This window comes from Pseudomonas sp. FeS53a (genome assembly GCF_000931385.1).
Lineage (GTDB): Bacteria > Pseudomonadota > Gammaproteobacteria > Pseudomonadales > Pseudomonadaceae > Metapseudomonas > Metapseudomonas otitidis.
Genome location: NZ_JYFT01000078.1, coordinates 197339 through 222869, shown reverse-complemented (window position 1 = coordinate 222869; position 25531 = coordinate 197339). Strand labels below are relative to the sequence as shown.

The window sequence follows — 25531 nt, the reverse complement described above, 5'->3', positions numbered from 1 at the left end:
TCTCGGGTGGGTCGGGTCGACCCTGAATGATGGCGGCAGCCACGCTGGCTGTCGCGTTCCGTGCCCCACAAGTGTTAAACAGTCGAGGCTTTGTCGCACGCGTGGTGCGCAACCCGGGCGTCTATGCTTGCGCTTCGGGGCCGGCACGGGCCGAACCGGCCCCGCCACGTGCAGTCGAACGCTCAACCCTGGCACCCGGACCCGAGGACGCCCCATGCCCGTGACCCGCTTCAGCTTCCGCACCCTGTTGCTCGGCCTGCCCCTGCTGCTGGCCGGCTGCGCCGGCCAGTCCTGCGACGAGCCGCTTTCCGGCGAGACCTGCCGCGACGAGAAGCTGCTCTACCAGAACGACATGCTGCAGGCCAAGCTGCTGATCGCGGCGGGTGACCCGGAGAACTACGAGCTGGCCGGCGCGCTGCTCAAGCGGGCGGAGCCGGGGGATACGCGCGGCGAGGTGCCCTTCTACCAGGCGGTGCTGCTGATCAACGAGGGCCCGCAGTTGGAGGAGGTGCTCGATCTGCTGGAGAAGGCAGCGGCGCGCAAGCACCCCCACGCCATCGCCCTGCTCTACAAGATCTGGTCCGAACCCTTCCTGGCCACCGAGGCCGACCCGTTGCGTGCCGAGCTGTACCGGGCACGCTATGCCGACCTGGACGTGGCCAAGAGCGGCTACCCCTCCTTCGAGAAGGCCCTGGCGGTGGTCAATACCCTGGTGGACCGCTCCAACCCGGCCGGGGCGCGGGTCAGCGGGCGCTGACGCCTGCGGCAATACGCCCAGCCCCACCTCGCCGACGCCTGCGGCACAATCCGCCCCCGGAGCCCGGCGCCAGACCGGCGCCCTTCGCCTGCGCGTGTAGACCCGATCCGGTCCTGCGGACCTTCCAGCGAGGTTTACCCATGAGCATCACTTCCAGCGGCATCTGCGCCGCCGCCGACCAGCTGCAGGGCTTCGTCGGCTTCAACCTGAAGACCGGGCACCACATCGTGCGCTTCAGCGAGGATTCCTTCGGCATGGACGTGGACAACGACAGCATCATGCCGGCCAGCGAATTCGTCTGGCAGCCCCACACCGACCACACCATGACCCTCAAGCGCGAGCTGATCCAGTTGCTGCTGGACCAGAACATCGACGAGCGCCTGAACATCAGCGAGCCGCTGCGGGTGTACATGCGCCGCCGCGACCTGCCCGAGATCACCGCCGAGCGCCGCCTGCGGGGCTGCCTGGAGGCCTGAGTCAGGCCTTCAGCACCGGCACCGGGCGCGGCTCGCCGGCCTCGTCCAGTTCGTAGCAGTAGGCTTCCTTGAGGTTGGCCTTGCCGCTGTCGGTGTAGACCAGCAGGCGCTGGCCGTCGGTGCGGGTCTTCACCAGCCCGTAAGCGGTCCGGCTGAAGGCATAGAAGTCGCCACGGCGTTCGGCCTTCTGGGCGTCGGTCAGGCGGGCCCAGCCTTCCATGCGGAAGAACGCCACCAGCTCGGTGACGAACACCAGTGGCTCCTCGACCCGGGAATGCCGCCCCAAGGCACCCATGAGGGTGGCACGGGGGTGGATGTATTCGTTCATCGGGTCGTCGCCGCTGGAGACGACGTTGATCACCGGCGACACCCGTTTGAACAGCGCGCCGGAGAAGTCCGCCGAGCCGTGGTGCGGCACCTTGAACACTTCGGAACGCAGGTTGACCTGCCCGGCATCGTGCTGGCGGGCCAGGGTGCGTCCGGCTTCGTCGTTGAGGTCCCCGCAGAACAGGTAGCTGAAGCCGCCATAGGCCAGGCGGAACACCACGGAGTGGCCGTTGATGGTGTGGGAGGCGGAGTACCCGGAGAAGCCGGTGGGCGCCGTTTCCAGCGAGTCATGACCGACACGGGGCCCGGCGGGTGGCGCACCGAGGAACGGCAGACCGGCGTCGGCCCCTTCGCCGACCGGCAATGGCCCGAGTACCTGGACGTCCACCCCCTCCTTGCGGAGGAAGTCGAAGGCATTGCGCTGGCCAAAGGACAGGCGGCGGAACTCGATGGGCTGGCGGGCCCGGCTCGACCAGGCCTCCAGCGCCTTGCGCCAGGCGCGGAAGTCGGTGTTCATCGCCTCGGCCGGTACGTCCAGGGGGTTGTCCAGCAGGGGCGAGACCAGCAGGGCGTCGTCGACCTGGCGGGTGGGGCCGAGTTGCTCGGTTTCCTTGAGGCCCTTGGCGGCACGCTTGACCAGGCCGTTGTGGTAGATCCGACGGGGCTCGATGAACAGCCGCTTGCGCGGTTCGGCGTTGGTTTCCGAGCGGTGGATCTGGGTCAGCCCGGAGAAGTGGTCGGCATCGCCGTGGGTGACGAGGATGCAGTCGATCACCTTGGGCGCCTCGGGCGAGGAGCCGCGGTAGCGAGCGGCCAGGTAGCGGGCGAACATCTGGTTGTCGCCGCCGTCCACCAGCATCACCTGCCCGACTGGGGTCTCGATCACCGCGCCATCGCCCTGCTGCACGTCGACGAAGTTGACCTTGAGCACCCGGCTTTCCGTGCGCGGCATGACCAGGTCGGCCGGTCGCAGGGGCTTGCCATCGCGGCGCCTGGCCGAGCGCGGAGGCACCAGCCAGGCCTCGGTGGCGACGGGCAGGATGCTGCCGTCGGGGCGCTCCTCGTAGGTGTGGGTGGCGATGCGCACATGCCGCTCGGTCACCTCCAGTACCTCGACGAAATCCCCCCAGGCGAGGGCGTAGAGCAGCGTGTTGCGTTCCGGGCTGTCGTAGACGTTGGCGAGGTCGACGGCGATGGCGTGCTGGGCGGTCATGCTCGGGCTCCTTCCGGGCGTGTTGGGCGGGTCAGTCGTCGGCCGTGGGATCGAGGCCGGGGAACAGCACCTCGGTGAAGCCGAAGCGGGTGAAGTCTTCGATGCGCGAGGGGTAAAGCCGGCCGATCAGGTGGTCGCATTCATGCTGTACGACGCGGGCGTGGAAGCCGTCGACGGTGCGATCGATGGGCTGCCCGTCTGGATCGACGCCCTGGTAGCGGATGGCCCGGTAGCGTGGCACCCAGCCACGCAGGCCGGGCACCGAGAGGCAACCTTCCCAGCCGTTTTCGCGGGCATCGTCCAGGGGCGTGATCACCGGGTTGAGGAGGATGGTCGGCGGCACGGCCGGCGCGTCGGGGTATCGCTCGCTACGCTCGAACCCGAAGATCACCAGCTGCAGGTCGACGCCGATCTGCGGGGCGGCCAGGCCGACGCCGCCGACGTGGTGCATGGTTTCGAACATGTCGTCGATCAGCGTCTTGAGGGCGGCGCTGCCGATCATCTCGTCGGGCACGGGCGGGGCGATGCGCAGCAGGCGCGGGTCACCCATGCGGAGGATTTCGCGGATCATCTCGGGCATTCCGGAACGGTGGCTGGAGGGGCTCGATGAAGCCTGCAAACGCGCCCGCTGGCAAGGGTCGCAACGGCTTTGCAACGCACCTCGCCGGGGGGCGCAAACGGGTCTTTCAACGCAGCGCTAAAAAACGGTAGGCAATCCCCGAAATGACGGGTATGGTGTTGCCCACTGTGCTGCATGTGTGACGTAAATCGATCCATGTTCCAAGCTTCGATTTGTACTCTTTGCGCTCAGTCCGGCGTGGAAAGTCCTCGCCGTGTCAACTTTGTTCAAGGAGTTACTCCAAATGGCTGATCGTCAAACTGGCACCGTTAAGTGGTTCAACGATGAGAAAGGCTTCGGCTTCATCACCACTGACAACGGCCCGGACCTGTTCGTCCACTACCGCTCCATCCAGTCCAACGGCTTCAAAACTCTGAAGGAAGGCCAAAAGGTTTCCTTCGTAGCCGTTCAGGGCCAGAAGGGCATGCAGGCAGACGAAGTCCAAGTGATCTGATCACCGACCGTCTTCCGGAAAAACCGGCCCTCGGGCCGGTTTTTTCATACCTGCGATTTGGCTTCGCTGACGCGCGTACTGGCGCGAGCCTCGGCCACCAGCCAGTCGATCAGCCGGCGTAGCCGCTCGCTGGGCTGCCCCTTCCGGCTCCAGGCCAGGCGGTATTCCCAGGGTGTCGGCAAGCGACACACCTCACCGAACGGCAGCACCAGCCGCCCCTGCGCGATGTCATCCCCCGCCAGCGCCGTCGACCCCAACGCAAAGCCCTGCCCATTCACCGCACCCTGGATCGCATGCCCGATCAGGCCGAAGCGGATGCCGGCCGACGTGTCGACGCGCGCGCCGACATAGCGCTCGAACCAGTCACCCCAGTCAGGAATCCGCAGGTTGCTGGCGCTCTTCCAATGGGCGTGGACCAGCCGCGCGCCCACCAGATCAGCCGGCTCGCGGACCGGATGGGCCTCCAGGTAGGCCGGGCTGCACACCGGGAAGAACACCTCACGGAACAGCAGCTCGCTGGCGGGCAGCGCAGTGCCCTCGGTGACGAAGCGGATCGCCAGGCTGGCCTCGCCGCGCTCCAGGTCCACCAGCTCTTCGGTGGCCTCCAGGCTCAGGGCGATGTCCGGATGGGTGCCGGAGAACTGGTTGAGCCGGCGCATCAACCAGTGGGACGCGATGGAGGGCGCACAGCTGACCTGCAGCGGCCCCTCGGGCATGCCCCGCAGCGCCGCCGCCCCCTCGGCCAGCAGGGCGAATGCCTGGGACACGGTGGCGGCCAGGCGCCGGCCGTTGTCATTGAGGGTGACGGTGTTGCGGGTACGGTCGAACAGGCTGACCCCGAGCTCTTCCTCCAGCAGGCGGATTTGCCGGCTGACGGCACCCGGGGTGACCGACAGCTCGTGGGCGGCCTCGGTGAAGTTGCGGCTGCGGGCGGCGACCTCGAAGGCACGCAGGGCGACAAGGGATGGTGTGCGCATGGGAGTGCTTTGAGTAGAAGTCAAAGCATGATGACAAAACATCGTTTGAATGCAAGGCGCCCGCTCGCCATCCTGCCGCCCTTCCGGCCCACCTGTGCGGCCCCTGCCTTGCGAGTCATCGATGAGACCCACACGCCTGCCCCTGGACCCTTTCGCCTGCGGCCTGATGCTGCTGCTCTGCATCGTCTGGGGCTTCCAGCAGGTCTCCATCAAGCTGGTGGAGCAGGACGTGGCGCCGGTCCTGCAACTGGCCATCCGCTCCGGTATCGCCGCGCTGGTGCTGGGCGCCATCACCCTGTGGCGGGAAGGCAGTGGTGCCTTCGGTGACGGCACCCTGCTGCCGGGGCTCGGGGTCGGCCTGCTGTTCACCCTGGAGTTCTTCTTCATCTCCGAAGGGCTGGTCCGCACCAGCGCGTCCCACATCGCGGTGTTCCTCTACACCGCGCCGATCTTCGCCGCCCTGGGGCTGCACCTGATCCTCCCCGAGGAACGCCTGTCGCCGGTCCAGTGGCTGGGCGTGCTGGTGGCCTTCGGCGGTATCGCCCTGGCCTTTCTCGGCAAACCGGGGAATGCCGCAGGCAGCCTGTTCGGCGATGCGCTGGGCATCTGCGCCGCCGTCGCCTGGGGCGCCACCACCGTGCTCATCCGGGGCTCGAGCCTGTCGGAAGCCGCCCCGGTGAAGACGCTTTTCTACCAGCTAGGCGTTGCCGGCCTGGTCCTGCTGGCGGTGGCCGCCGCCACCGGCCGCCTGGGCCTGGTCCCCAGCGACCGCGCCCTGCTCAGCCTCGGCTTCCAGGTGGTGGTGGTGGCACTGATCAGCTACCTGGGATGGTTCTGGCTGCTGCGCCGCTACCTCGCCTCGCGCCTGTCGATGCTGTCGTTCATGACCCCGTTGTTCGGCGTCGGCTTCGGCGTGCTGGTGCTGGGCGAGCCGCTGGACTCCTCCTTCATCTTCGGCGGCCTGCTGGTGCTGGGAGGCCTGCTGCTGGTCACCGGCGCCGAGCTGCTGCGCGACCACCTGGCGCGTCGGCGCGTGACACACGGCACCTGATTGCACCTATCGGTCAGGAAAAAGGGCTGATAGCCTGTCGGCCGTTTCAGACGAAGTGAGGGATGCACTTTGAGATCGGCCCTGCTCGGCCTCTGCCTGCTGCCCATGCTGGCGCAGGCGGCCGTTTACAAATGCGTCGGCAACGACGGCTCTGTCAGCTACTCCGCCGTGCCCTGCCCCGCCACCGAAGGCCAGACCACACGGATCGTGGAACCTATGCCGACTTCCGGCCCGCCTGCAGCGGTCCCCCCCCTGGAAACACAAGCCTCCCCCCCAGCCACGGCAAGCGAGCCAGACCGCCCACCTGGCACACGCATCACCGTAATTGAGGACAGCTCCGCCAGTAATCGGGAAGCACGAGCCAACGAGATGCGCGAACGCGCCCGGCGAGAGAAGGAGGAGAGTTACATCAGGGATTTCGAACGCATCAAGCGTCAAGAGCAAGAACTGCGCCTGCAGCGCGAATACGAAGCCCGTCAGCGCCAGCAGAACTCTGCCCCATCCCCCAACAGCAGTTCGTCGACCACCGGGGAACCATCGAGCACGGGCACGGGTCAGTGACAACGAGGCCGATGACCGGCGGCCTCAGGCCTCGGACCCCATAGAGTCGCCGCTGGGGGTCCGGGGTCGTTTCACCTGTCATCTCCGCTCACAGTTTCCCTGCGCCCGGGGCGTTCACGCCGGGCCCGGCGTGCCTGATCATGCCGGGCGACGTCGGCCCGATCTGCGGCCAGCCCTACGGAGCCCAACCATGCCCACGCTTTCCCGCCTCCCCTCCCTGCTGTTCGGCAGCGGCCTGCTGCTGGCCCTTTCTGGCTGCGACATGGCCCAGGAGTCGGCCGACCGCCTCGCCGAGAAGACCCGCGAAGCCGCCGAGGAACTGGCCCGCGAAGCCATCAACGACACCGTGGACCAGGTGAACAAGGAAGTGGACAAGGCGCAGCAGGCCACCCGCGAATGGCTCAAGGCACAACCCGGCGAACAGCCTGAACAACCACCCCGTGCCGAGGGCGAGCGCCCGAAGGAGGGCGACGCCATGATGCCGCCCGCTGGCGTGGAAACCTGATCCGCCTCGCCACCCAGCGCAGACGCGATAACGCCGGCCCGGGGCGACCCGGGCCGGCGTTCTGCCGTATGGAAATCAGGCGCCGAAGTAGCGCGGCAACGGCGTGCTGTGCAGGTTGCGCAACGACTCCACCGGCGGCACCTCGCCCAGCTCCAGGGCGATGTCGCGGCGCAGCGTGGCGATGATCAGCTCCAGTTGGGCCGGCTGCTTGAGCGCCGGCACCACGCGCTGGAAGCGGGTGTCGTCCTTCTCCAGCACCACCACGTAGCCACCGTCGGGGCGGCGCTGGGCGCTGAGCGCGTAGTCGGGAAAGGCCTTGGCCAACTGCTTGATGTCGAGACCCATAGCGTTTCACTCTCCAAGGGGCAAAATTTTTCCTGGCAGGGTGTCCTGCAGGCAGCATGCCAGCCTTGAGACAAGCGAAAGCCCAATAAAATCAATGCGTTGGTGAAATAAGCCCAACCCGCTTTCGTGCATTTCGCCCGACCAGCCGAAAATCACCGGGCAATATGCACGATGCGATTCAGCGGCGCGCCAGCTCGATGCCGTCCTCGTGGATGACGATCTCACCGCGCTTGTAGAGGCCGCCTATGGCCTTCTTGAAGTTGCCCTTGCTGACGTTGAACATCTGGGCGATCACCTCCGGCGGGCTCTTGTCGCTCAATGCCAGGCGACCACCTTCGTCGCGCAGACGCTCGAGGATGCGCTCGGCGAGGTCGGACGATGCGGCTTGCCCCTGGGGCTGCAGGCTCAGGGCGATCTTGCCGTCGGGGCGGATCTCGCGGATGTAGCCCTTCTCGCGCATGCCGCTGCGCAGGAACTTGAACACCTCGTTGCGGTGGATCAGCCCCCAGTGGCGGTCCTCGATGATGGCCTTGAAGCCCATGTCGGTCTGCTCCACCACCAGCAGGTCCACTTCCTGGCCCACGCTGTAGCGGGCCGGAGTGGTGTCCAAGTAGCGGTCCAGCCGGGCCGTGGCGGTGATGCGGCGGGAGCGGTCGAGGTAGACGTGCACCACGCAGTAGTCGCCCACTTGCAGCGGGCGCTTCTCTTCCGAGTGCGGCAGCAGCAGGTCCTTCGGCAGGCCCCAGTCGAGGAACAGGCCGATGCGGTTGATCTCCACCACCTTCAGGCTGGCGAAACCTCCCACCTGGACCTTGGGTTTCTGGGTGGTGGCGATCAGGCGGTCCTCGCTGTCGAGGTAGACGAACACGTTGAGCCAGTCACCCACTTCGCAGGGCTGGTCCTTGGGCACATAACGCCGGGGCAGGAGGATCTCGCCTTCCGCACCACCGTCCAGATAGAGACCGAAATCGGTGTGCTTGGCCACCGGCAGGCTGTTGAATCGACCGATCAGGGCCATCTCGCGTACCTCGAATTGACAGGGCGCGCATTCTACAGCCCCCGCCGCAGCGGGGCCACGCACACCGCTCGACGGCCTCGCAACGCCACCTGTCGCCGCTTCGCTGAAACACCTTGATGCGGAGAATTCCGCATTGCCGGCGTTGTCCACTGGCCGCTAGCACAATGATGTTTCAGAATCGTGTCCGCGTTGAAACATTTGCCCGGTTTTCGGATTCTCGCTGCCCTAACTCAGGAGTTCCTGTGCGCACCATCGGCCGCTGGCTGTCTGCTCCCCTCCACCTGATCCTGCTCATCGTCCTGTTCATTGGCATCCCGTTGGTCAGCCGTGCACTGCTCGGCTGGAGCGAAGGCTTCGGCTACGGTTCCGACCTGGCCTTCGGCAGCCTCCTGGTGGCCCTGCTGTATGGTCGCCCGCGCTGGGTAGCCCTGCCGGTGATGCTGTTCTGGGCGCTGATCATGCTGGGGACGGCCGAGCTGGTGGGCGCAGTCGGGCGCATGCCCGAGCCGAGCGACCTCAAGTACCTGCTGGACCCGCAGTTCGTCGGCCACTCCACCCAGGGCGGCGGGCTGACCTACCCCTGGCTGGCCGGCGCGCTGGCCATCGGCATCCTCGCCGCCCTGCTGGCCTGGCATCGCCCGGCCAAACGCCCGGCCCGTGCCTGGCTGGCCGTGCCGCTGGCCCTGCTGGCCGGCCACGCCACCCTGCAGTACCTGCGCCCCAGCGAAGCGGACCAGTGGCGCCAGTTCAACCTGCCCCACAAGCTGCTCGCCGGCGCCCTCAGCAGCGGCCAGATGGCCGTGGAAGACTGGCTCGCCGGAGACCAGCCGGAAAGCCCGCCGGACATCGCCGGCCTGGCCCGCCTGGACCTCGACGGCACCCCGCTGCTGGCCGGCCCCGGCCAGGCGCGCAACGTGCTGGTGATCACCCTGGAAGGCATCCCGGGGGCCTACATCGCCGCCAACCGCGCCGCCATCAACAGCCACTACGCCGAATCGCCCATGCCGCGCCTGAGCCAGTGGGCCGAACGCGCCATGACCACGCCGGACTACGTGCTCCACAGCCACCAGACCATCCGCGGCCTCTACGCCATGCTCTGCGGTGACTACAGCAAGCTCGACTCCGGCACCCCCAAGGGCCTGGAACTGCTGAACAACCCCACCCGCGCCCAGGACTGCCTGCCGGCCCAGCTGCACCAGCACGGCTTCAGCACCCACTTCCTGCAGGGTGCCGGGCTGCGCTTCATGGCCAAGGACAAGATCATGCCGCGCATGGGCTTCGACAAGACCCAGGGCCGCGACTGGTTCCGCAACACCCCCTACCTCGAATTCCCCTGGGGCATGGACGACAAGGCCTTCTTCGAGGGCGCGCAGACCTACGTGCAGCAACTGCGCAAGCAGAAGAAGCCGTGGATGCTCACCCTGCTCACCGTCGGCACCCACCAGCCCTACTCGGCGCCGGAGGACTACCTGACCCGCTACCCGGACGCCAAGCGCGCCGCCATCGCCTACCTGGACGATGCCGTGGACGCCTTCCTCAGCGGCCTGGAGAAACAGGGCGTACTGAAGGACACCCTGGTCATCATCACCTCCGACGAATCCCACGGCATCGACCAGGTGCGCCTGGCCTCCGCCTGGGGCTTCAACCTGGTGCTGGCCCCCGAGCAGGCCGCCCTGCCGCCGATCAAGGGGGGCGTCTACGGCCATGTCGACCTGACCGCCTCGGTGCTCGACTACTTCGGCTACCGCGTCCCGCTGAGCCTGGCCGGCCGCTCGCTGTTCCGCGACTACGAGCAGGGCCGCGAGATGATCTCCTACACCAACGGCATGCTGCGCTACCACGACGGCAAGGAGCACTTCGTCGAATGCGACTTCCAGCAGGTCTGCCGGCGCTACCGCAGTGAAGGCTTCATCGCCGACCAGGCCCGCTTCGACGGCCGTTTCAGCGGTCGCGAAGCCCGCCAGGTGGCCACCCGTGGCACGCTGCTGGACCAGTCCCTGGTCGGCGGCCAGGTGGGCCAGGAATACCAGTTCGCCACCCGCGAGCGCATCCGCCTGAAGCAGCAGGTGAAGGACGACTGGGCCGACAACCTGATCGGCGCCCAGTACCTGGAGCTGCCGAAGAACACCCGCACCGAGGTGGAGCTGACCATCAAGGTCCACGCCATGGACGCCAAGGGCGCCCGCCTGCAGCTCAAGACCAAGGAGTTCGAGCGCGACGTGGCCCTGGCAATTCCCGAGTTCCCGCTGCTCAAGCGCGGCAAGCCGGTAACCCTGCACTTCGCCTTCGACAACCCCGAGGCACGCAAGGCGTTCTCCTTCCACCTGCTGGCCGAAGGGCGCGGCACCATCGAGATCAGCAACTTCAAGGTGGTCACCCAGCCGCTGCCTAATCTCCCTACCGCGCCGGAGGCGGCCAGCCAGGTGGCGGATGCAGCCCCCGAGCGCAAGGGCATCGCCCGGGTGCTCAACCTGTTCGCCCGCCATCCGGAGACGGTCGACAACGACCTGGAGAGCACCGGGGAAGCCGAGTCCGAGGCCCTGCCCGAGCTGTTACCGGTCGACGCCGAGCCGGAAACCCTGGTGCGCTGACCGCGCACCGGGGACAATGCGGGCCCCGCCACAGGAGCCCGCACCATGACCGACCCCATCCGCCTCTCCAAGCGCCTCGCCGAGCTGCTGCCCTGCTCGCGCCGCGACGCCGAGCTGTACATCGAGAACGGCTGGGTCAGCGTCGCCGGCCAGGTGGTGGAAGAACCCCACGCGCGGGTGACCGACGAAGTCATCAACCTTCACCCCGACGCCAAGCCGACGCCGGTGCCGCCGGTCACCCTGCTGCTGCACAAACCCGCCGGCGTGGATGAGGACGGCGCCCGCGCCCTGCTGGTGCCGGCCAACCTGGCGGCGGAGCAGGCCGGCGAGCGCACCCTGCGCAAGCACTTCTCGCGACTGACGCAGATGGCCCCGCTGGAAACCCGGGCCAGCGGCCTGGTGATCTTCACCCAGGCCCACGGCGTCACCCTGCGCTTCGAGCGCCCGCTGGAAGAGGAATACACCGTCGACGTGCGCGGCGAAGCCGATGCCGAACACCTGGCGCGGGTGGCACGCGGGGTCGAGCACAAGGGCCGCCCGCTGCCCCGGGCCAAGGTCAGCTGGCAGAGCGAGAACCGCCTGCGCATCGCCCTGAAGAGCCCGCGCCCCGGCCAGCTGCGGCAGATCTGCGAGCACCTCGGCCTGGAGCTGCTGGGCCTGCGGCGCCTGCGCCTGGGCGGCGTCTCGGCAGCACGGCTGCAGCCGGGGCAGTGGCGTTACCTGCTGCCCGGCGAGAAGTTCTGAAGCGGCGGGCCAATGGCCCGCCTTCCTATGGATTGTCCAGGGTGGTCTTCACCAGGTTGCGGGTGTGCCCGGCGAAATGCCGGATCAGCTTCACCAGCACCTCGTTCAGCGCCGGATCGGTCTCCGCCGGCTTGAGCTGGTTGCCCGCACTGAAGCCCTGCCCCGGCTGGGCACCGGCCAGCCACAGGCCGATGCGCTCGTCGAACTCGTCCGCCGCCTCATAGGACTCCTGCGCCACCACGTCCTGCAGGTAGCCGGGGCCGAACGGCGGGTAGCGGTCGTCGTCCGACGTGTCCGCATAGGCCCTGAGCAGCGGGTCGTCATTGCGCCCCTCGCGCAGCAGCCGGCGCAACCAGTCGGCCTGGTACTTCTCCACTTCCGTATGGCGGGTCGCCACCCGCTCGATGGCCGCCTCCTTGCCCGAGGTATCGCCCAGCGCCGCCTGGATGGCCGTCCACATCAGCGTGGCGGTGTTTTCACCGGGCAGCGCCTTGGCGTGGTAGGGCTGGGTCAGGTCCTGCACGTAGTGCAGCGCCCAGCCGAGGAAGCGGTAGCCCCAGTACGGGTGGCCACTCTCGAACGCCAGCCGCGCCAGCGCCATGTACTGGCGCACGCGCAGCTCCGGGTAGGTGCGGGCGAGGAACGGCGCGGCCTGATAGATGACCGCCGACTCGTGGTAGTAGCCGATGTGGAACGGCGCCTGTGACGAGTATTCGAAACGCGCATCACCGAAGGGCTGGGGGCCGAAGCCGTAGAGCGCGCCGACCTCGCCGGGGTTGTCCGAGAAGAGGTTGATGTCGTGCCCGTAGTCCGGCTCGTCCGCCGCGCTGGCGAGCACCGCACGGGGGCTCACCCGCTCCCCCGGCTCCACCGCCAGGAAGCGCCATTCGTTCCACAGGCTCAGCTTGCGGAACACCAGCACGTCCTGGGCCGGCAGCACCTTGGCCGCCGGCAGCTCCAGCCCCGGCAGCGCCTGGACGAAATACGCCAGGCGGATCTCCGGGCTGACCCGCAGCGCCATGAGGAAGGCACGACGCCGGTCGCCGCTGCCATCGGTGATCCAGCGCAGGCTGTCCGGCCGGGCCGGGTAGTCCGGCAGCTCCTCGCGGGCACGCGCCTCCTGCTCGTCCAGCACCTGCTGCAGGGCCACCGCCTCGGCTGCGAGAAAGTCCTCCAGGCGCTCCACCTGCACCGGCTCGGCCTGGCGCAGCTCGGGCAGGTCGGCCAGGGCCAGCCAGGTGCCGAGGGAATGGTTGGACCAGGCCAGCAGGGTGGCCGGCGAACAGGCGATCAGGCCGCAGAGGGCGAGCAGCAGGCGTTTCATTGCATCTCCGTGTCTGGGGCGCCCTCTTGCCGGGGCGCTCGTCACGCAAGGGTAACAATCGAAGGAACGCCGGGGCACTGTCCAGGCAGGACAGGCGACTCACCAAATCGGTCGCTGCCCCTCGTCGGGCCATGGGAACCCCCGCCACAGGGCCGGTGGTCCACCCTCTGCGACCCCATCCACGAGGAGCCCGCCATGACCACGCCGATCACCCGCGACACCGCCATGCGCCTGGCCACCCAGGCCTTCCTGCCCTATGGCTGCCAGGCCCGGGCCCATGACGAGGACGACAGCTTCAGCTTCACCGTGACCGACCTCCACGGCGGCAAGGTGCTGGAGATCAGCCACGTCCGCAGCACCCAGTACGCCGACCCGGTGCGCCTGGCCGGCGTGCTGGAACAGGTTCGGCTGGACCTGACCCACCAGGGGCGCAACCTCGACCCCTGGGCCATGCCCTACATCCCCGATCCCGAGGTGCTGCCGGAAACCCCGCCGAACTACTGAGGCTCAGGCCCTGGCCGCCTGGTCGGCCAGGGTGTCGAACACCTCCGGCACCAGCGCCGCACTGCCGCGCTCGGTCAGTTGCTCGCGCACCTGCAGGTGCGCCGGCAGGCTGCTGCCGAGGATCTCCAGCAGGCGCACGCCTCGCGCGCCCAGCACGAAGTTCTCGCCGTTGCCGCCCTCCGCCTCCGGGCGGTGCTCCAGGTAGCCGCCCTCCAGCAGCAGGGCCTCGTAGTCCGCCGCGCGCATCTTCAGCGCATCCAGATTGCCGCCAGGGTCGCGACCGCTGGCCAGGCGCTCCTCGGCCAGTTGCGCGGCGTACTCGCGCGGGGCGAAGGGTCGGTTCGCGCCGTTCTGCGCCTCGTGCAGCAGGCGTTCGATCAGTTCCCAGTCGTAGTGCTCGTTCATGGCGATGACTCCTGTGGTGGTCCTCTTCCTTGCGACCGGACGACGCCCGGGCGGTTCGACCGACGAGGCGGACGGTCACCTGAACGAAAGCCGCCCGGGGACAGTCGGAACTGCACAAGGCCCGATCCAGGAGAACCGCCGATGCCCCTTCGTCCCGCCTGCCTCGCTCCCGTGCTGCTGGCCCTGTCCGGCTTGGCCGAGGCCGGCCCGGAGCCCTTGCGCATCGAGCGGCTGGCCCGCTGCGGGGACCTGCTGGAGCCGACCCGGCAGACCTGGTGCCTCGGCGTGCGCGGGCTGGGCAAGGCCGACCCCGTGCTGCACCTGGGCGGGCGCACCCTGGCCGTGGAGCGGGAGCCTGCCGAGGGCCGGCTGCGCCTGCAGGTGGACGCCCGCGAACACCGCAGCGGGCCGGTCTGGCTGGAGGTCGATGGCCGGCGCAGCAACCCGGTGTGGCTGTCGCTCAACCGCAGCCACGTGCTGGCCGCCGGGCCGGATGAGGTGGCGAAGAACATGGACGGGCTGACCACCTACGTCGACCTGGTGAGCCTGCTGATCGAAGAAGACCGCGACGGCGCCCAGGAGGCCCAGCGCCTGGCCGGCAAGTACGGTGCCCAGGTGGTCGGCGCGATCCCGCCGCTGAACGTCTACCAGCTGCGCCTGCCGGCCCGCGACCTGACCGAGCGCGATGCCCTGGTGCTGCGCCTGGGCAGCGAGACCAGCGTCGATGCCGTGGTGGTGGAGGAATCCGCCCCCGAGAAGGGCGAAGAAGCCGAAGCCGTGCCGGCGCGCAGCAAACCGGCGCCCGACTCGGACGAATGGGCCGCCAACCGCTTCATGGACGCGGTGAACTACTACACCCGGCGCATTCCCGCACACCAGGCCCCGGTGCCGGCCACCCCGGTGCGCATCGGGGTGATCGAGCGCGAGGTGGACTTCGACGCCCCCGACTTCGCCGACTACCTCGGTCCCTGCGAAGGGCCGCGCACCTGCCTCTACGCTCGCGACGCACGGCGCCCGGACAACCACGGCTCCACCGTGGCCGGCATCCTCGCGGCACATGCCGGGCGTGGCGGCAACAGCGGCTTCCTGCGGGCCCTGGACGGCGCCAGCCAGGGCTTCGAGGTGATCGCCGAGCGCAATGCCGATGCCGGCATCACCGCCAACATCGCCGCCTCGGTGAACCTGGTGGAGGACGGCGTGCGGGTCCTCAACTGGAGCTGGGGCATCCACCGGGTCGGCGCACGCAACGTGGAAGGCGACGAAGTGGACTCACTGGTGCGCTCCGGCATCGCCATGAGCGGCTACGAGGAGCTGCTGGAAGAGTTCTTCCTCTGGCTGCGCAAGGCCCACCCGGATGTGGTGGTGATCAACTCGGCGGGCAACGGCGCCTCTTTCTCCGGCACCGACGAGTACCGCCTGCCCTCCTCCTTCGTCACCGACCAGTTGCTGGTGGTGGGCGGCCACCAGCGCAGCGAACGCGAAGGCCTGGCGGTGGACGACCGGGCCTATGCGGTCAAGCGCAGCACCTCGAACATCGACATGCGGGTGGACATCACCGCCGCCGCCTGCACCCACGCCTCCACCCTGCAGGCCGGCCAGCGCGGCGACGTGCACTGCGGCACCTCCTACGCCACGCCCATGGTCACCGGGGTGGTGGCCGCCATGCTCTCGATCAACCCGCGCCTGCAGCCGGACCAGCTGCGCATGCTGCTGCGCCGCAGCGCCATGACCATCGGCGGCGACTATGACTTCGAGCCCATGGATGCCGAGGACCTGACGGCCCCCATCCTGCCCTCGGAACGTCGCTACCGGCTCGATGACCCGGATGTCGGCCGCTCGGCACGGCTGGACATGCAGAAGGCCCTGGACCTGGCGGTCCGGAGCCGCGACCGCGTGCGCTGACGCACGCCCCTCAGATGCCGAAACAGGAGGTCACCATGAACCCTCGTACTCCGCTCTTCGCCCTGGCACTGGCGCTCGCCGCACCGCTGCCGGCCCTGGCCACCTGCGGCGTGGACGACGCCGTCGACCAGCGCGGGCAACTGGCCCGCGAGGTGCACCAGGCCACCGACAGCGACCCGAAGCAGGCAGCCCAGGTGAACAAGGAGCTGCGCCAGGACAAGCCCGAGACGTCCGCCCGGCCGGGCACCGATGAATGCGCCGCCGCCGAGCGGCGGGCCCGCGAAGTGGAACGCGCCGGCAGCGAGGCCGAACGCAAGACACCGGATCAGTAGCGCCCGTACTTGCGCTCGATCACGCCGTACTCGCCGCTCTCGCGGATGCGCCGCAGGCCGATGTTGAAGCGGTCGCGCTGGTAGGCGTGGAGGAAGCCCACCTTGTAGTCGGTGGGCTCGAAGAGGTCGAACCAGGCCAGCGGCTGGGCCACGTCCACCTGGTCCCTCACCTCCTGGTTGAGGTAGTTGATGATGCGCCGGTCACCGATGACCACGTCGATGCGCCGCGCATACAGCAACCGGTTGCGGGCGATCTGGTGGGCCTCCTCGCGGTAACGCGGGTTGTTCTCGGCCATGGCCTGGAAGCGCGGCCCGAGCAGGAAGCGCGCACGCTGGAAGGCGCTCACCGAGTACTGCCCCAGGTCCTCGATGGAGGACAGGGTCAGGTTCGAGGCGGCCAGCGCGATGGCGTAGTTGTGGTACTGCAGGTAGACGTCGGAATAGAACGCCTGCACCTGGCTCAGCTCGCTGGTGGGGGCGATGCCGTCCAGCTCGCCGCGCGCCAGCATCAGGTGCAGGCGCTCCATGGGCAGGTAGTGGTACTCCAGCTCGAAGCCGGCTTCACGGGCGGCGGCGGCGATGATCTCCACCTCCAGGCCGCGTTGCTCCGCTTCGAATACATAAGGTGGCTTCTCGGTGCCGAAACCGAACCGCAGGGTTTCCCCCTGTGCCAGCAGGGTCACCCCTGCCAGCACGATGCCGATGAACCACTTTCCCATGCCACCCCCTGGTCACTGCCTCGCAGAATAGTCGCTGGCGCTGTGGCTGCGCAGGGGGCAAGACGGCCGGTTACTGGATCTCCTCCGGCGTCACCACCACCCAGTTGCGGTCGGCGGTGACCGGCAGGCCCAGCTTGGCCTGGGACTCGGCGTTCTTCTTCTGCATGGCGGTGATCTGGTCCATGTACTTGGCCTTGCGGTTCACCCACACCCGCAGCCCGCCCTTCTCCACGTCGGTGCCGTGGAACAGCATGTAGCCATCGCTCTCGGGGGTATCACCGCCCACCAGGATCGGCTTCTTCCACTGGTCGATGTAGGTGAGGATGGCCGCCTGCTTGCCCGCCATCCAGGTGGCCGGGGTCCACAGGTAGGGGGTGACTTCCAGGTCGAGGTTGGCCTTCTCGTCGTAGTGGCCGTCCTTGATCTGCTTGCGCGCGGTGGTCAGGGCGCCGGTCTTGCGGTCCTTGAGCAGGGTGGTGACGCCGATGACGTTCTCGGGCTTCACGTTGTAGCCGTACTTGGGATCGGCGGCGACCATGCGCACCAGCTCTTCCAGGGCGGCGGTCATGATGTACACCTCGATGCCGTTCTCCCGGAGCTTGTTCATCAGCTCCTTCTGCCCGGTGAAGGGCTTGGGCGGGTTGATCTCGATGGTCTTGACCTCATCCCCCTCGTAGTAGGTGCTGGGGATCGGCTTGCCGTAGGCCATCAGCTCGTCCACGTAGCCCTTCAGCTCGCGCAGGGTGAAGCCGGAGAACACCTGGGCCACCCAGGGGTAGCAGACCAGGTCGTCCACTTCGCAGAGGCGGTAGTAGTAGCTGTTGAGGCTTTCCTTGTGGCCGTTGACGTCTTTGAACGGGATGAGCTTGAGCGACGGGTCGAGCTTCTCGCGGGTCAGCACGCCCTTCATTTCCAGGAAGGGCAGCAGGGACTCCTCCAGGTCGTAGCGGTAGCTGGTGTTGTCCATGTCGAACACCGCGTAGGCGCCCTTGTTGGCGTTGGCGGCGATCAGCGCATCCAGCTGCTTGGCGGCGGGCGCCGGCCAGTGGGCGAGTTCGGTGGCGGCTGCGGCGGGGCCGGCCAGGCCAAGGCACAGGGCGGCGGCGAGAAGCGTCCGGGTCAATGTCATCGCGTAGGTTCCCTCGGGGTGGGCGAGGCGCATCAGGCGCCCCGGGCCCCTGGACCCTAGCAGAGGACCATGACGCCGCCATGACCGTAACCGACATGCACCATCGCGCCTGCGTCCACGTCAGTGCCAGCGCCACGTGACCCAGGCGCCGAAGGCCCCGAGGTGCAGCAGGACGATGAACCAGAAGCGCAACTGGTAGGGCAGCTTGCGGTTCTTGTGGCGGATCAGCCGCTGGGCCAGCAGGCCGCCGGGCCAGCCGCCGAGAAGCTCGAAGAGGTGCAGGCGCGCCTCGGGGATGCGCCGCATGCCGGCCACGGCCTGGCGCTTGTCGTACCAGTAGGCGACGAAGCAGACCAGGCTCATGACCAGGTAGACGAGGGCCAGCAGCTGCCAGCCCGAAGGGAGGGTCACTCAGCCGCCGGCTTGCGGCGCTTGAGCGGTGCCAGGCCGTCGCTGCTCACCACCTGCGGCTGCTCGCGGCGCGGGCTGGACGGCTTGCGCTTGGCGGCGGGCTTGGCGGACGCCTTGCCGGTGCTCTTCTTGTCGGTCTTTTTCTTCTTGCTACCGACTGCCTTGCCCGAGGCCTTGACCTTCTTCGGCCCGTTGTAGGTGCCTTTCAGCTCCTTGATCACACGGCGCTCGAAGCTCTGCTTGAGGTAGCGCTCGACGCTGGACATCAGGTTCCAGTCGTTGTGGCAGATCAGCGAGACGGCCAGGCCCTCGCCGCCGGCACGGCCGGTGCGGCCGACGCGGTGCACGTACTCGTCGCCGGAGCGCGGCATGTCGAAGTTGATCACCAGGTCCATGCCCTCGATGTCCAGGCCACGGGCCGCCACGTCGGTGGCCACCAGCACCTTGGTGCCGCCCTCGCGCACGCGGTCGATGGCCAGCTTGCGGTCCTTCTGGTCCTTGTCGCCGTGCAGCACGAAGGCCTTGTAGCCGGCCGCCACCAGGTGGCCGTAGAAACGGTCGGCCTGGGCACGGGTGTTGGTGAAGACGATGGCCTTCTGGTAGGTCTCGTTGGCCAGCAGCCAGCGCGCCAGGGCTTCCTTGTGGTCCACGTCGTCGGCGGTGATGACTTGCTGCCGGGTCGACTCGTTGAGCTGCTCGATGCCGTTCAAGCGCAGGTGCAGCGGGTCCTTCAGGACCTGGGCGGACACCTCGCGCAGGGCCGCACCGCCGGTGGTGGCGGAGAACAGCAGGGTCTGCTGGCGGTTGGCGCATTCGGCGGTGATGCGCTGCATGTCCTCGGCGAAGCCCATGTCCAGCATGCGGTCGGCCTCGTCCAGCACCAGCACCTCCACCTCTTTGAGGCTCACGGTGCCGGAGTTGAGGTGCTCGATCAGGCGGCCGGGGGTGCTCACCAGTACGTCCGGTAGCTTGCGCAGCATGGCGGCCTGGACCTTGAAGTCCTCGCCGCCGGTCACCAGGCCGGACTTGATGAAGGTGAACTGCGAGAAGCGCTCCACTTCCTTCAGGGTCTGCTGGGCCAGCTCCCGGGTCGGCAGCAGGATCAGCGAACGGATGCGCTCGCGGGGCTTGGCTTCACCGATCAGGCGGTTCAGCAGGGGCAGCACGAAGGCCGCCGTCTTGCCGCTGCCGGTGCGCGCGGTGACGCGCAGGTCGCGCCCTTCCAGCGCCGGGGGAATCGCCGCCTGCTGCACGGGCGTCGGTTCGACGAATTTCAGTTCGGCGACAGCCTTGAGCAGACGTTCGTGCAGGGCGAATTGGGAGAACACGGGTACCACCTCGATCGGAAGCCTGGAAAACAGCTGCGTAGGTTACCTTGTGTCGCGCCCGAACGCCCGCGATCCCTTCGCCGGCCCCTGCGCACGACTGAACTCGCGCCCGACCGGCCCACTCCAAACCCTGACGCCCCCGATCCCCTCTGCGGAAAGCCCCCATGACTGCTTCGCTGATCTATTACGTCGCCACCAGCCTCGACGGCTACATCGCCCGCCCCGACGGCCGGGTGGACTGGCTCGAACCCATCGAGCGCTCCGGCGACGACCACGGCTACCACGCCTTCTACGAAAGCATCGACGGCCTGCTGATGGGCCGGGGGACCTACGAGACCGTGCTGGCGATGGGCGGCGATTGGCCCTACCCCAGCAAGCCCTGTACCGTGCTCACCCGCGCCGACCTGCAACCCGCCGGCCCCCAGGTGAAGATCCGCCACAGCACGCCCCAGGAGGCCCTGGCGGAGCTGGCCGAGGCCGGCTGCAAGCGGGTCTGGCTGGTGGGCGGCGGGTCCCTCGCGGGCACCTGCTACGCCGCTGGCCTGCTGGACGAGCTGATTGTCAGTGTGATCCCCCACCTGCTCGGTGCGGGCATCCCGATGTTCGCCACCGGCCTCGAACGGCGCCTGCAACTGCACGAACAACGCAGCTTCGCCACCGGCGTGGTGCAGCTGCATTACCGACTGCTACCGGAAGCCCCTGCCCCATGACCACCCTCGACATCGCCGCCGCCTGCCTGATCGACGCCGACAACCGCCTGCTGCTGGTGCGCAAGCGCAACACCCGGGCCTTCATGCTTCCTGGCGGCAAGCGCGAGCCCGGCGAGAGCGCGCACGAGGCGCTGCGCCGTGAACTGCAGGAAGAGCTGGAACTGAGCCTGCCGGCCGAGGCCCTGAGCCTGCTGGGGTCATTCCGCGCGGCAGCGGCCAACGAGCCGGACACCTGGGTCGAGGCCCAGGTCTTCGTCGCACGCCTGGAGCAGCCGGTGGCACCCGCCGCCGAGCTGGAGGAACTGGCCTGGCTGGCCCCCGGCCAACCGCTGCCGGACACCCTGGCCCCACTGCTGCGGGAACAGGTCCTGCCGGCCCTGGCCGCTCACCCCGCCCTCGCCTGAAGGCTGCGCCTCACACGCCCAGCTGGCGCGCCTGGCGCCGCAGCAGCTGGGCGCTGTCCCAGCCGATCAGCAGCACCGCCAGCCAGATGGGCAGGTAGGTCCACAGCTGCGCCGGGTCGAACGCCTCGCCTAGGAACACCACCGCCACCGCGAACAGCAGCACCGGCTCCACGTAGCTGAGGATGCCGAACAGCCCCAGCGGCAGCAGCCGGCTGGAAGCCATCATCGCCGCGAAGGCCAGGGTGCCCAGCACGCCCAGCCCGGGAATCAGCCACCACAGCGCCGGGGACTGGGTGAACGCGCCCTCGGGGCCGTGGGCGATGATCAGCCACGCCGCCAGGGGGGCCAGCACCAGCATTTCGAGGATGAAACCGGACAGCGCATCCAGGCGCATCCAGCGACGCAGCATGAAATACGGCGGGTAGCCCAACGCCGTGACCAGCGTCAGCCAGGAGAAGGCGCGGGTCATCCACAACTCGTGGAGCACCCCGGCCAGCGCGCAGATCACCGCCAGCAGTTGCAGCGGACGCAGGCGCTCGTTGTAGAACAGCCGGCCGCACACCACCATCGCCAGCGGCAGCAGGAAGTAGCCCAGCGACACCTCCAGCATCCGCCCCTGCAACGGCGCCCAGAGGAACAGCCCCCACTGCAGGCCGATCAGCAACGCCGCCAGCGGCAGCGCCGCCAGCAACAGCGGCTCGCGCCGCAACCGCACGAGCACCCCGCCAAGGGTGGCCCACTGGCGACTCAGCGCCACCAGCAGCAACACCGCCGGAATCGACCAGAGCACGCGCTGGGCGAACACCTGCACACCATCCAGCGGCGCCAGCTCGCGCACGTAGCCCGGCATCAGCGCAAACAGCACCGACGCCACCAGGGACAGGGCGACTCCGCGCCCGGACAGCCTCACCGGCACACCGTGACGGCTGGGTAGAAGAACGAAGAAGACATGGCAGGCCTCTGATTGCAGCCGGCGAAAATACCCGCTCGTCACCAACAGAGGAAGCTTACCCACGCACGTGCGGACCCGCTGGGACCAACCCGGCATCCACGGGCCTGAAAGCGGCACCTGCCTACCAGGCTCCCGCTTCGGTAATCCAGTCGGCCGAAGCAGGGCGGTGGGCTGAAGCCCCCCTACGGCCGCCCACTCTCACCTCACCGGCTTCGCGAGCAGAGCGCGCTCCAACGGGAAGCGAGCGCCCATAAAAAAGCCCGGCCATGGGCCGGGCGGAGTGTGTGCGTCGGGATCACGCACGGAGCAATCGGGTGAAGCCGGTCAGGCGACCTTGACCAGTTGCGCACGGGCCTGGGCGATGCCCTTCTCCTGGAACTCGGCGCCCATGTTCAGGCCCTCGGCATGGATGAAGGTGACGTCATGGATGCCGATGAACGCCAGCGCCTGGCGCAGGTAGGGCTCCTGGTGGTCCAGCGGGCCACCGGCGTATACGCCGCCACGGGCGGTGAGGACGAAGGCGCGCTTGCCGCTGAGCAGGCCCTGGGGGCCGGTCTCGGTGTACTTGAAGGTCACCCCGGCGCGCAGCACATGGTCCAGCCAGGCCTTGAGGGTGCTGGGGATGCCGAAGTTGTACATCGGCGCTGCCAGCACCAGCACGTCGGCCGCCAGCAGTTCCTCGGTAAGTCGGTTGGAGCGGGCCAGGGCCGCGCGCTCGGCATCGTTCTGCTGGTCAGCCGGCTTCATCCAGCCGCCCAGCAGGTCGCTGTCCAGATGCGGCACGCTTTCCTGGGCCAGGTCGCGCACCACCACCTCGTCGGCCGGGTGGGCGGCCTTCCATTGGGCGATGAACTCGGCGGTCAGTTGGCGGGAGATGGAACCCTGTTGGCGGGCGCTGCTTTCGACGATGAGGACACGGGACATGCTGGCTGCTCCATCAAGAACGGTTGCGATTCGATGGAGCGCAGCTTAGGAGGACACAATTCGATAAAAAAGCGAAAAAATCCGCTACTAAATATCGATGTTTTTAATTTATAAAGGCCTCCTGATCGACCAGGAGGCGGCGCAATCAAACCGGCTTGCAGGTCAGCCCGACGCGCAGGCGGATGATGCTGCGGTTGAACTTGGCGGTCAGCGAGACGCTCTCCCCCGGTGCGATCACCGAGCGGCGCACCCGAGGGGTTTCCGGGCCGTTGACGAAGCGCGCGGTGCATTCGGCACGGGTCCCGCCCAGGTTGTAGACCGTGATGGCGCCCATGTTGTGGTCGATGTCATTGGTCTGGTAGGAAATCTCGGCACCGTTGTACTGCTTCTCCACCTCGATGGGGTAGGCCAGGGCGACGCCGGGCAGGCAGGCCAGCAGGGTACAGAGCATTGTTGTTTTCATCGGGGGTCTCCGCTGCGGTGGGCCGCCAGATTACAGGAGAGCGCCGATCCAGGTCATCGGCGCCGGTCAACGTGAGGAGCCAGCCATGAAAGCGCCCCGGGTCACCCTGGACCAATGGAGAACCCTGCAGGCCGTGGTGGACCACGGCGGCTTCGCCCAGGCGGCGGAGGCCACCCACCGCTCCCAGTCCTCGGTGAGCTACACCATCGCGCGCATGCAGGAACAGCTCGGCGTGCCGCTGCTGCGCATCGACGGGCGCAAGGCGGTGCTCACCGAAGCCGGCGAGGTGCTGCTGCGCCGCTCCCGCCACCTGGTCAAGGCCGCCAGCCAGCTGGAGGAACTGGCCCACCACATGGAACAGGGCTGGGAGGCCGAGGTGCGCCTGGTGGTAGACGCCGCCTACCCCACCGCCCGCCTGCTGCGTGCACTGGCCGCGTTCATGCCGCAGAGCCGCGGCTGCCGGGTGCGCCTGCGCGAGGAGGTGCTGTCCGGCGTGGAGGAGGTGCTGCTGGAGGGCACCGCCGACCTGGCCATCACCAGCCTCACCGTGGCCGGCTACCTGGGCACCGAACTGTGCAACGTGGAGTTCGTCGCCGTGGCCCACCCCGACCACCCGCTGCACCGCCTCAACCGCACCCTCAGCTTCCAGGACCTGGAAAGCCAGCTGCAGGTGGTGATCCGCGACTCCGGCCGCACCCAGCCCCGCGACGTCGGCTGGCTGGGCGCCGAACAGCGCTGGACGGTGGGCAGCCTGCCCACCGCCGCCAACTTCGTCAGCAACGGCCTGGGCTTCGCCTGGCTGCCGCGCCACATCATCGAACGGGAGCTGGCCGACGGCCTGCTCAAGCCGTTGCCGCTGGACCAGGGCGCCACCCGGCACCCGAACTTCTTCCTCTACGCAAGCAAGGAGAAGGCCCTGGGACCGGCCTCGCAGATCCTCGTCGAGCTGATCAAGACCTTCGACTCGACGCCCCTCAACGCCCCTTTCGCCGCGCCGATGCCCAGCGCCTGAGGAGCCCGCCATGCCCTGGTTCGACCATCACGGCTGTCGCCTGCACTACGAAATCCACGGCCAGGGCACCCCGGTGCTGCTGGTGCACGGCCTCGGCTCCAGCACCCTGGACTGGGAGTACCAGCTCCCCGCCCTCAGCGCCCGCCACCAGGTGGTGCTGATGGACGTGCGCGGCCACGGCCAGTCGGACAAGCCCCGCGAGCGCTACAGCATCGCCGGCTTCGCCGCCGACGCCGCCGCACTGATCGAGCACCTGGGCCTTGCCCCGGTGCACCTGGTGGGCATCAGCATGGGCGGGATGATCGGCTTCCAGCTCGGCGTCGACCGCCCCGAACTGCTGCGCAGCCTGACCATCGTCAACAGCGCACCGGAAGTGAAACCCCGCAGCCCGCGCGACTACCTGGAGGTGGCCAAGCGCTGGACCCTCTCGCGCCTGCTGGGGCTGGACACCATCGCCAAGGCCCTCGGCCGCCTGCTGTTCCCGCTGCCGGAGCAGGCCGAGCTGCGCGCCAAGGTGGAAGAACGCTGGCCACGCAACGACAAGCGCTCCTACCTCGCCGCCCTCGACGCCATCATCGGCTGGGGCGTGCGGGAACGCCTGGCCCGCATCACCTGTCCTACGCTGGTGGTGACGGCCGACCGGGACTACACCCCGGTAGCGCAAAAGGAGGCCTACGTCCGCGAATTGCCCGATGCCCGCCTGGTGGTGATCGAGCAATCCCGCCATGCCACCCCGCTGGATCAACCGCAACGCTTCAACACCACCCTCCTCGGCTTCCTCCACGAGGTCGAGCACAACAAGGAACGCCCCACATGCTGAAGAAACTCGCCCTCGCGGCCTGCACCCTGCTGTTCGCCTCCCACCTGCTGGCCGCCGGCAACCCCCACGTCACCCTCAACACTTCCGCCGGGGAGATCGAGCTGGAGCTGGACGAGGCCAAGGCGCCGATCACCGTGAAGAACTTCCTCGCCTACGTGGACGCGGGCTTCTACAACGGCACCGTGTTCCACCGGGTCATCCCCGGCTTCATGATCCAGGGCGGCGGCATGACCGCCGACATGCAGGACAAGTCCACCAATCCGCCGATCAAGAACGAAGCCGACAACGGCCTGCACAACGTGCGCGGCACCATCGCCATGGCCCGCACCCAGGCCACCGACTCGGCCACCAGCCAGTTCTTCATCAACCACCGCGACAACGCCGCGCTGGACCACGGTGCCCGTGGCTTCGGCTACGCGGTGTTCGGCAAGGTGGTGCGCGGCATGGACGTGGTCGACCAGATCGCCAACGTCCCCACCGGTCGCCGTGGCATGCACCAGGACGTGCCTGTGCAGCCGGTGGTGATCCTCTCCGCCAAGCGCTCCTGACCCCTT

At 68.2% G+C, this 25531-nt stretch carries 29 protein-coding genes and 2 pseudogenes; 17 read left to right on the top strand and 14 right to left on the bottom strand.

All coding sequences use genetic code 11. From position 1 onward, the window contains the following. Positions 1-214: 214 nt before the first annotated feature. Together SZ55_RS25440 and SZ55_RS25435 are read left to right on the top strand one after the other, a co-directional pair. Positions 215-757 carry a hypothetical protein gene (locus tag SZ55_RS25440; protein WP_044413559.1) on the top strand — a complete coding sequence of 181 codons (543 nt, stop codon included), beginning with the start codon at positions 215-217 and terminating at the stop codon, positions 755-757. A 140-nt stretch (positions 758-897) separates the two neighbouring features. Next, positions 898-1233 carry a DUF2025 family protein gene (locus SZ55_RS25435; protein ID WP_044413557.1) on the top strand — a complete coding sequence of 112 codons (336 nt, stop codon included), beginning with the start codon at positions 898-900 and terminating at the stop codon, positions 1231-1233. 1 nt (position 1234) lies between these two features. On the opposite strand, the gene SZ55_RS25430 is transcribed toward SZ55_RS25435, so the two are convergent. Together SZ55_RS25430 and def are read right to left on the bottom strand one after the other, a co-directional pair. Further along, positions 1235-2773, bottom strand: a complete 1539-nt coding sequence (locus SZ55_RS25430; protein ID WP_044413555.1) for a ComEC/Rec2 family competence protein — start codon at positions 2771-2773, stop codon at positions 1235-1237. Positions 2774-2804: 31 nt separating this feature from the next. Further along, entirely contained in the window at positions 2805-3344 is a 540-nt protein-coding gene (gene def, locus SZ55_RS25425; protein ID WP_044413552.1) for a peptide deformylase, read from the bottom strand. Between the two features lie 292 nt (positions 3345-3636). Between def and SZ55_RS25420 the strand changes: the two genes are divergently transcribed. Next, complete coding sequence (locus tag SZ55_RS25420; protein WP_044413549.1) at positions 3637-3846, top strand: cold-shock protein; 210 nt, start codon at positions 3637-3639, stop codon at positions 3844-3846. Positions 3847-3890: 44 nt separating this feature from the next. On the opposite strand, the gene SZ55_RS25415 is transcribed toward SZ55_RS25420, so the two are convergent. Then, entirely contained in the window at positions 3891-4823 is a 933-nt protein-coding gene (locus tag SZ55_RS25415) for a LysR substrate-binding domain-containing protein (RefSeq protein WP_044413545.1), read from the bottom strand. Positions 4824-4944: 121 nt separating this feature from the next. Between SZ55_RS25415 and SZ55_RS25410 the strand changes: the two genes are divergently transcribed. The 4 genes and pseudogenes from SZ55_RS25410 (at position 4945) to SZ55_RS25405 (ending at position 6940) form a co-directional block, all read left to right on the top strand. After that, positions 4945-5874: a DMT family transporter gene (locus tag SZ55_RS25410; protein ID WP_044413542.1), complete on the top strand. Its 930-nt coding sequence runs from the start codon at positions 4945-4947 to the stop codon at positions 5872-5874. Between the two features lie 69 nt (positions 5875-5943). Continuing rightward, positions 5944-6111: pseudogene (locus SZ55_RS29215) on the top strand (DUF4124 domain-containing protein); the annotation flags it as partial. A 132-nt stretch (positions 6112-6243) separates the two neighbouring features. Then, positions 6244-6435, top strand: a complete 192-nt coding sequence (locus SZ55_RS28755; protein WP_236692485.1) for a hypothetical protein — start codon at positions 6244-6246, stop codon at positions 6433-6435. A gap of 190 nt (positions 6436-6625) precedes the next feature. After that, on the top strand, positions 6626-6940 hold the full coding sequence (locus SZ55_RS25405) for a hypothetical protein (RefSeq protein WP_044413539.1): 315 nt from the start codon (positions 6626-6628) through the stop codon (positions 6938-6940). 75 nt (positions 6941-7015) lie between these two features. Here the strand turns inward: SZ55_RS25405 and SZ55_RS25400 are convergent, their stop codons facing one another. Beyond that, entirely contained in the window at positions 7016-7285 is a 270-nt protein-coding gene (locus SZ55_RS25400; protein ID WP_044413537.1) for a DUF3509 domain-containing protein, read from the bottom strand. Between the two features lie 178 nt (positions 7286-7463). Then, positions 7464-8303: a CvfB family protein gene (locus tag SZ55_RS25395; RefSeq protein WP_044413535.1), complete on the bottom strand. Its 840-nt coding sequence runs from the start codon at positions 8301-8303 to the stop codon at positions 7464-7466. Positions 8304-8545: 242 nt separating this feature from the next. On the opposite strand from SZ55_RS25395, the gene SZ55_RS25390 reads away from it, so the two are divergent. Next, positions 8546-10894, top strand: a complete 2349-nt coding sequence (locus SZ55_RS25390; protein WP_044413533.1) for an LTA synthase family protein — start codon at positions 8546-8548, stop codon at positions 10892-10894. Positions 10895-10939: 45 nt separating this feature from the next. Next, positions 10940-11638 (top strand): RNA pseudouridine synthase, encoded by a 699-nt coding sequence (locus SZ55_RS25385; protein ID WP_044413530.1) that lies wholly within the window; start codon positions 10940-10942, stop codon positions 11636-11638. Between the two features lie 25 nt (positions 11639-11663). Here the strand turns inward: SZ55_RS25385 and SZ55_RS25380 are convergent, their stop codons facing one another. Next, positions 11664-12962 carry a phospholipase gene (locus SZ55_RS25380; RefSeq protein WP_044413527.1) on the bottom strand — a complete coding sequence of 433 codons (1299 nt, stop codon included), beginning with the start codon at positions 12960-12962 and terminating at the stop codon, positions 11664-11666. A 195-nt stretch (positions 12963-13157) separates the two neighbouring features. Between SZ55_RS25380 and SZ55_RS25375 the strand changes: the two genes are divergently transcribed. Next, positions 13158-13466, top strand: coding sequence for a hypothetical protein (locus SZ55_RS25375; protein ID WP_044413524.1), 309 nt, complete (start codon positions 13158-13160; stop codon positions 13464-13466). A gap of 3 nt (positions 13467-13469) precedes the next feature. Here the strand turns inward: SZ55_RS25375 and SZ55_RS25370 are convergent, their stop codons facing one another. Then, the gene (locus tag SZ55_RS25370) at positions 13470-13871 is read right to left on the bottom strand and encodes a hypothetical protein (RefSeq protein WP_044413521.1); all 402 of its coding nucleotides are present in this window, start codon (positions 13869-13871) and stop codon (positions 13470-13472) included. Positions 13872-14012: 141 nt separating this feature from the next. Between SZ55_RS25370 and SZ55_RS25365 the strand changes: the two genes are divergently transcribed. Together SZ55_RS25365 and SZ55_RS25360 are read left to right on the top strand one after the other, a co-directional pair. After that, on the top strand, positions 14013-15773 hold the full coding sequence (locus SZ55_RS25365; RefSeq protein ID WP_044413519.1) for a S8/S53 family peptidase: 1761 nt from the start codon (positions 14013-14015) through the stop codon (positions 15771-15773). 35 nt (positions 15774-15808) lie between these two features. Continuing rightward, on the top strand, positions 15809-16105 hold the full coding sequence (locus SZ55_RS25360; RefSeq protein WP_044413516.1) for a hypothetical protein: 297 nt from the start codon (positions 15809-15811) through the stop codon (positions 16103-16105). Here the strand turns inward: SZ55_RS25360 and SZ55_RS25355 are convergent. The 4 genes and pseudogenes from SZ55_RS25355 to SZ55_RS25340 all read right to left on the bottom strand — a co-directional run bounded on the left by SZ55_RS25355 (position 16099) and on the right by SZ55_RS25340 (position 19692). Further along, entirely contained in the window at positions 16099-16824 is a 726-nt protein-coding gene (locus SZ55_RS25355) for a substrate-binding periplasmic protein (RefSeq protein WP_052807669.1), read from the bottom strand. The genes SZ55_RS25360 and SZ55_RS25355 overlap by 7 nt on opposite strands. A gap of 70 nt (positions 16825-16894) precedes the next feature. Further along, on the bottom strand, positions 16895-17953 hold the full coding sequence (locus tag SZ55_RS25350; protein ID WP_044413514.1) for a haloacid dehalogenase-like hydrolase: 1059 nt from the start codon (positions 17951-17953) through the stop codon (positions 16895-16897). A 162-nt stretch (positions 17954-18115) separates the two neighbouring features. Then, positions 18116-18346: pseudogene (locus SZ55_RS25345) on the bottom strand (DUF1294 domain-containing protein); the annotation flags it as partial. A gap of 14 nt (positions 18347-18360) precedes the next feature. Continuing rightward, positions 18361-19692 (bottom strand): DEAD/DEAH box helicase, encoded by a 1332-nt coding sequence (locus SZ55_RS25340; protein WP_044413509.1) that lies wholly within the window; start codon positions 19690-19692, stop codon positions 18361-18363. 164 nt (positions 19693-19856) lie between these two features. On the opposite strand from SZ55_RS25340, the gene SZ55_RS25335 reads away from it, so the two are divergent. Together SZ55_RS25335 and SZ55_RS25330 are read left to right on the top strand one after the other, a co-directional pair. Beyond that, complete coding sequence (locus tag SZ55_RS25335) at positions 19857-20402, top strand: dihydrofolate reductase family protein (RefSeq protein ID WP_044413506.1); 546 nt, start codon at positions 19857-19859, stop codon at positions 20400-20402. Next, positions 20399-20806: an NUDIX hydrolase gene (locus SZ55_RS25330; protein ID WP_044413503.1), complete on the top strand. Its 408-nt coding sequence runs from the start codon at positions 20399-20401 to the stop codon at positions 20804-20806. Before SZ55_RS25335 ends, SZ55_RS25330 begins: the two co-directional genes overlap by 4 nt. Positions 20807-20816: 10 nt before the next feature. Here the strand turns inward: SZ55_RS25330 and rarD are convergent, their stop codons facing one another. The 3 genes from rarD to SZ55_RS25315 form a co-directional block, all read right to left on the bottom strand. Then, positions 20817-21716, bottom strand: a complete 900-nt coding sequence (gene rarD, locus SZ55_RS25325) for an EamA family transporter RarD (protein ID WP_044413501.1) — start codon at positions 21714-21716, stop codon at positions 20817-20819. Positions 21717-22082: 366 nt separating this feature from the next. Further along, positions 22083-22682: an FMN-dependent NADH-azoreductase gene (locus SZ55_RS25320; RefSeq protein ID WP_044413500.1), complete on the bottom strand. Its 600-nt coding sequence runs from the start codon at positions 22680-22682 to the stop codon at positions 22083-22085. 145 nt (positions 22683-22827) lie between these two features. Next, positions 22828-23145, bottom strand: coding sequence for an S-Ena type endospore appendage (locus tag SZ55_RS25315; RefSeq protein WP_044413498.1), 318 nt, complete (start codon positions 23143-23145; stop codon positions 22828-22830). Between the two features lie 85 nt (positions 23146-23230). On the opposite strand from SZ55_RS25315, the gene SZ55_RS25310 reads away from it, so the two are divergent. Genes SZ55_RS25310 through SZ55_RS25300 form a run of 3 tightly spaced genes read left to right on the top strand, consistent with a single transcriptional unit; the run spans position 23231 to position 25525 of the window. Next, on the top strand, positions 23231-24157 hold the full coding sequence (locus SZ55_RS25310; RefSeq protein ID WP_044413495.1) for a LysR family transcriptional regulator: 927 nt from the start codon (positions 23231-23233) through the stop codon (positions 24155-24157). Positions 24158-24167: 10 nt separating this feature from the next. After that, positions 24168-24977, top strand: coding sequence for an alpha/beta fold hydrolase (locus SZ55_RS25305; protein ID WP_044413492.1), 810 nt, complete (start codon positions 24168-24170; stop codon positions 24975-24977). Further along, complete coding sequence (locus tag SZ55_RS25300; protein WP_044413490.1) at positions 24971-25525, top strand: peptidylprolyl isomerase; 555 nt, start codon at positions 24971-24973, stop codon at positions 25523-25525. Before SZ55_RS25305 ends, SZ55_RS25300 begins: the two co-directional genes overlap by 7 nt. The last annotated feature ends 6 nt before the right edge of the window (positions 25526-25531 follow it).

Coding starts and splice junctions, on each gene's coding strand:
- SZ55_RS25360 (WP_044413516.1), top strand. CDS start 15,809: ATGAACCCTCGTACTCCGCTCTTCGCCCTGGCACTGGCGCTCGCCGCA.
- SZ55_RS25415 (WP_044413545.1), bottom strand. CDS start 4,823: ATGCGCACACCATCCCTTGTCGCCCTGCGTGCCTTCGAGGTCGCCGCC.
- SZ55_RS25410 (WP_044413542.1), top strand. CDS start 4,945: ATGAGACCCACACGCCTGCCCCTGGACCCTTTCGCCTGCGGCCTGATG.
- SZ55_RS25300 (WP_044413490.1), top strand. CDS start 24,971: ATGCTGAAGAAACTCGCCCTCGCGGCCTGCACCCTGCTGTTCGCCTCC.
- SZ55_RS25375 (WP_044413524.1), top strand. CDS start 13,158: ATGACCACGCCGATCACCCGCGACACCGCCATGCGCCTGGCCACCCAG.
- SZ55_RS25380 (WP_044413527.1), bottom strand. CDS start 12,962: ATGAAACGCCTGCTGCTCGCCCTCTGCGGCCTGATCGCCTGTTCGCCG.
- SZ55_RS25405 (WP_044413539.1), top strand. CDS start 6,626: ATGCCCACGCTTTCCCGCCTCCCCTCCCTGCTGTTCGGCAGCGGCCTG.
- SZ55_RS25350 (WP_044413514.1), bottom strand. CDS start 17,953: ATGACATTGACCCGGACGCTTCTCGCCGCCGCCCTGTGCCTTGGCCTG.
- SZ55_RS25320 (WP_044413500.1), bottom strand. CDS start 22,682: ATGTCCCGTGTCCTCATCGTCGAAAGCAGCGCCCGCCAACAGGGTTCC.
- SZ55_RS25310 (WP_044413495.1), top strand. CDS start 23,231: ATGAAAGCGCCCCGGGTCACCCTGGACCAATGGAGAACCCTGCAGGCC.
- SZ55_RS25440 (WP_044413559.1), top strand. CDS start 215: ATGCCCGTGACCCGCTTCAGCTTCCGCACCCTGTTGCTCGGCCTGCCC.
- SZ55_RS25315 (WP_044413498.1), bottom strand. CDS start 23,145: ATGAAAACAACAATGCTCTGTACCCTGCTGGCCTGCCTGCCCGGCGTC.
- SZ55_RS25365 (WP_044413519.1), top strand. CDS start 14,013: ATGCCCCTTCGTCCCGCCTGCCTCGCTCCCGTGCTGCTGGCCCTGTCC.
- SZ55_RS25385 (WP_044413530.1), top strand. CDS start 10,940: ATGACCGACCCCATCCGCCTCTCCAAGCGCCTCGCCGAGCTGCTGCCC.
- SZ55_RS25330 (WP_044413503.1), top strand. CDS start 20,399: ATGACCACCCTCGACATCGCCGCCGCCTGCCTGATCGACGCCGACAAC.
- SZ55_RS25305 (WP_044413492.1), top strand. CDS start 24,168: ATGCCCTGGTTCGACCATCACGGCTGTCGCCTGCACTACGAAATCCAC.
- SZ55_RS25430 (WP_044413555.1), bottom strand. CDS start 2,773: ATGACCGCCCAGCACGCCATCGCCGTCGACCTCGCCAACGTCTACGAC.
- SZ55_RS25370 (WP_044413521.1), bottom strand. CDS start 13,871: ATGAACGAGCACTACGACTGGGAACTGATCGAACGCCTGCTGCACGAG.
- SZ55_RS25420 (WP_044413549.1), top strand. CDS start 3,637: ATGGCTGATCGTCAAACTGGCACCGTTAAGTGGTTCAACGATGAGAAA.
- SZ55_RS25435 (WP_044413557.1), top strand. CDS start 898: ATGAGCATCACTTCCAGCGGCATCTGCGCCGCCGCCGACCAGCTGCAG.
- SZ55_RS25355 (WP_052807669.1), bottom strand. CDS start 16,824: ATGGGAAAGTGGTTCATCGGCATCGTGCTGGCAGGGGTGACCCTGCTG.
- def (WP_044413552.1), bottom strand. CDS start 3,344: ATGATCCGCGAAATCCTCCGCATGGGTGACCCGCGCCTGCTGCGCATC.
- SZ55_RS25395 (WP_044413535.1), bottom strand. CDS start 8,303: ATGGCCCTGATCGGTCGATTCAACAGCCTGCCGGTGGCCAAGCACACC.
- SZ55_RS25335 (WP_044413506.1), top strand. CDS start 19,857: ATGACTGCTTCGCTGATCTATTACGTCGCCACCAGCCTCGACGGCTAC.
- SZ55_RS25400 (WP_044413537.1), bottom strand. CDS start 7,285: ATGGGTCTCGACATCAAGCAGTTGGCCAAGGCCTTTCCCGACTACGCG.
- SZ55_RS28755 (WP_236692485.1), top strand. CDS start 6,244: ATGCGCGAACGCGCCCGGCGAGAGAAGGAGGAGAGTTACATCAGGGAT.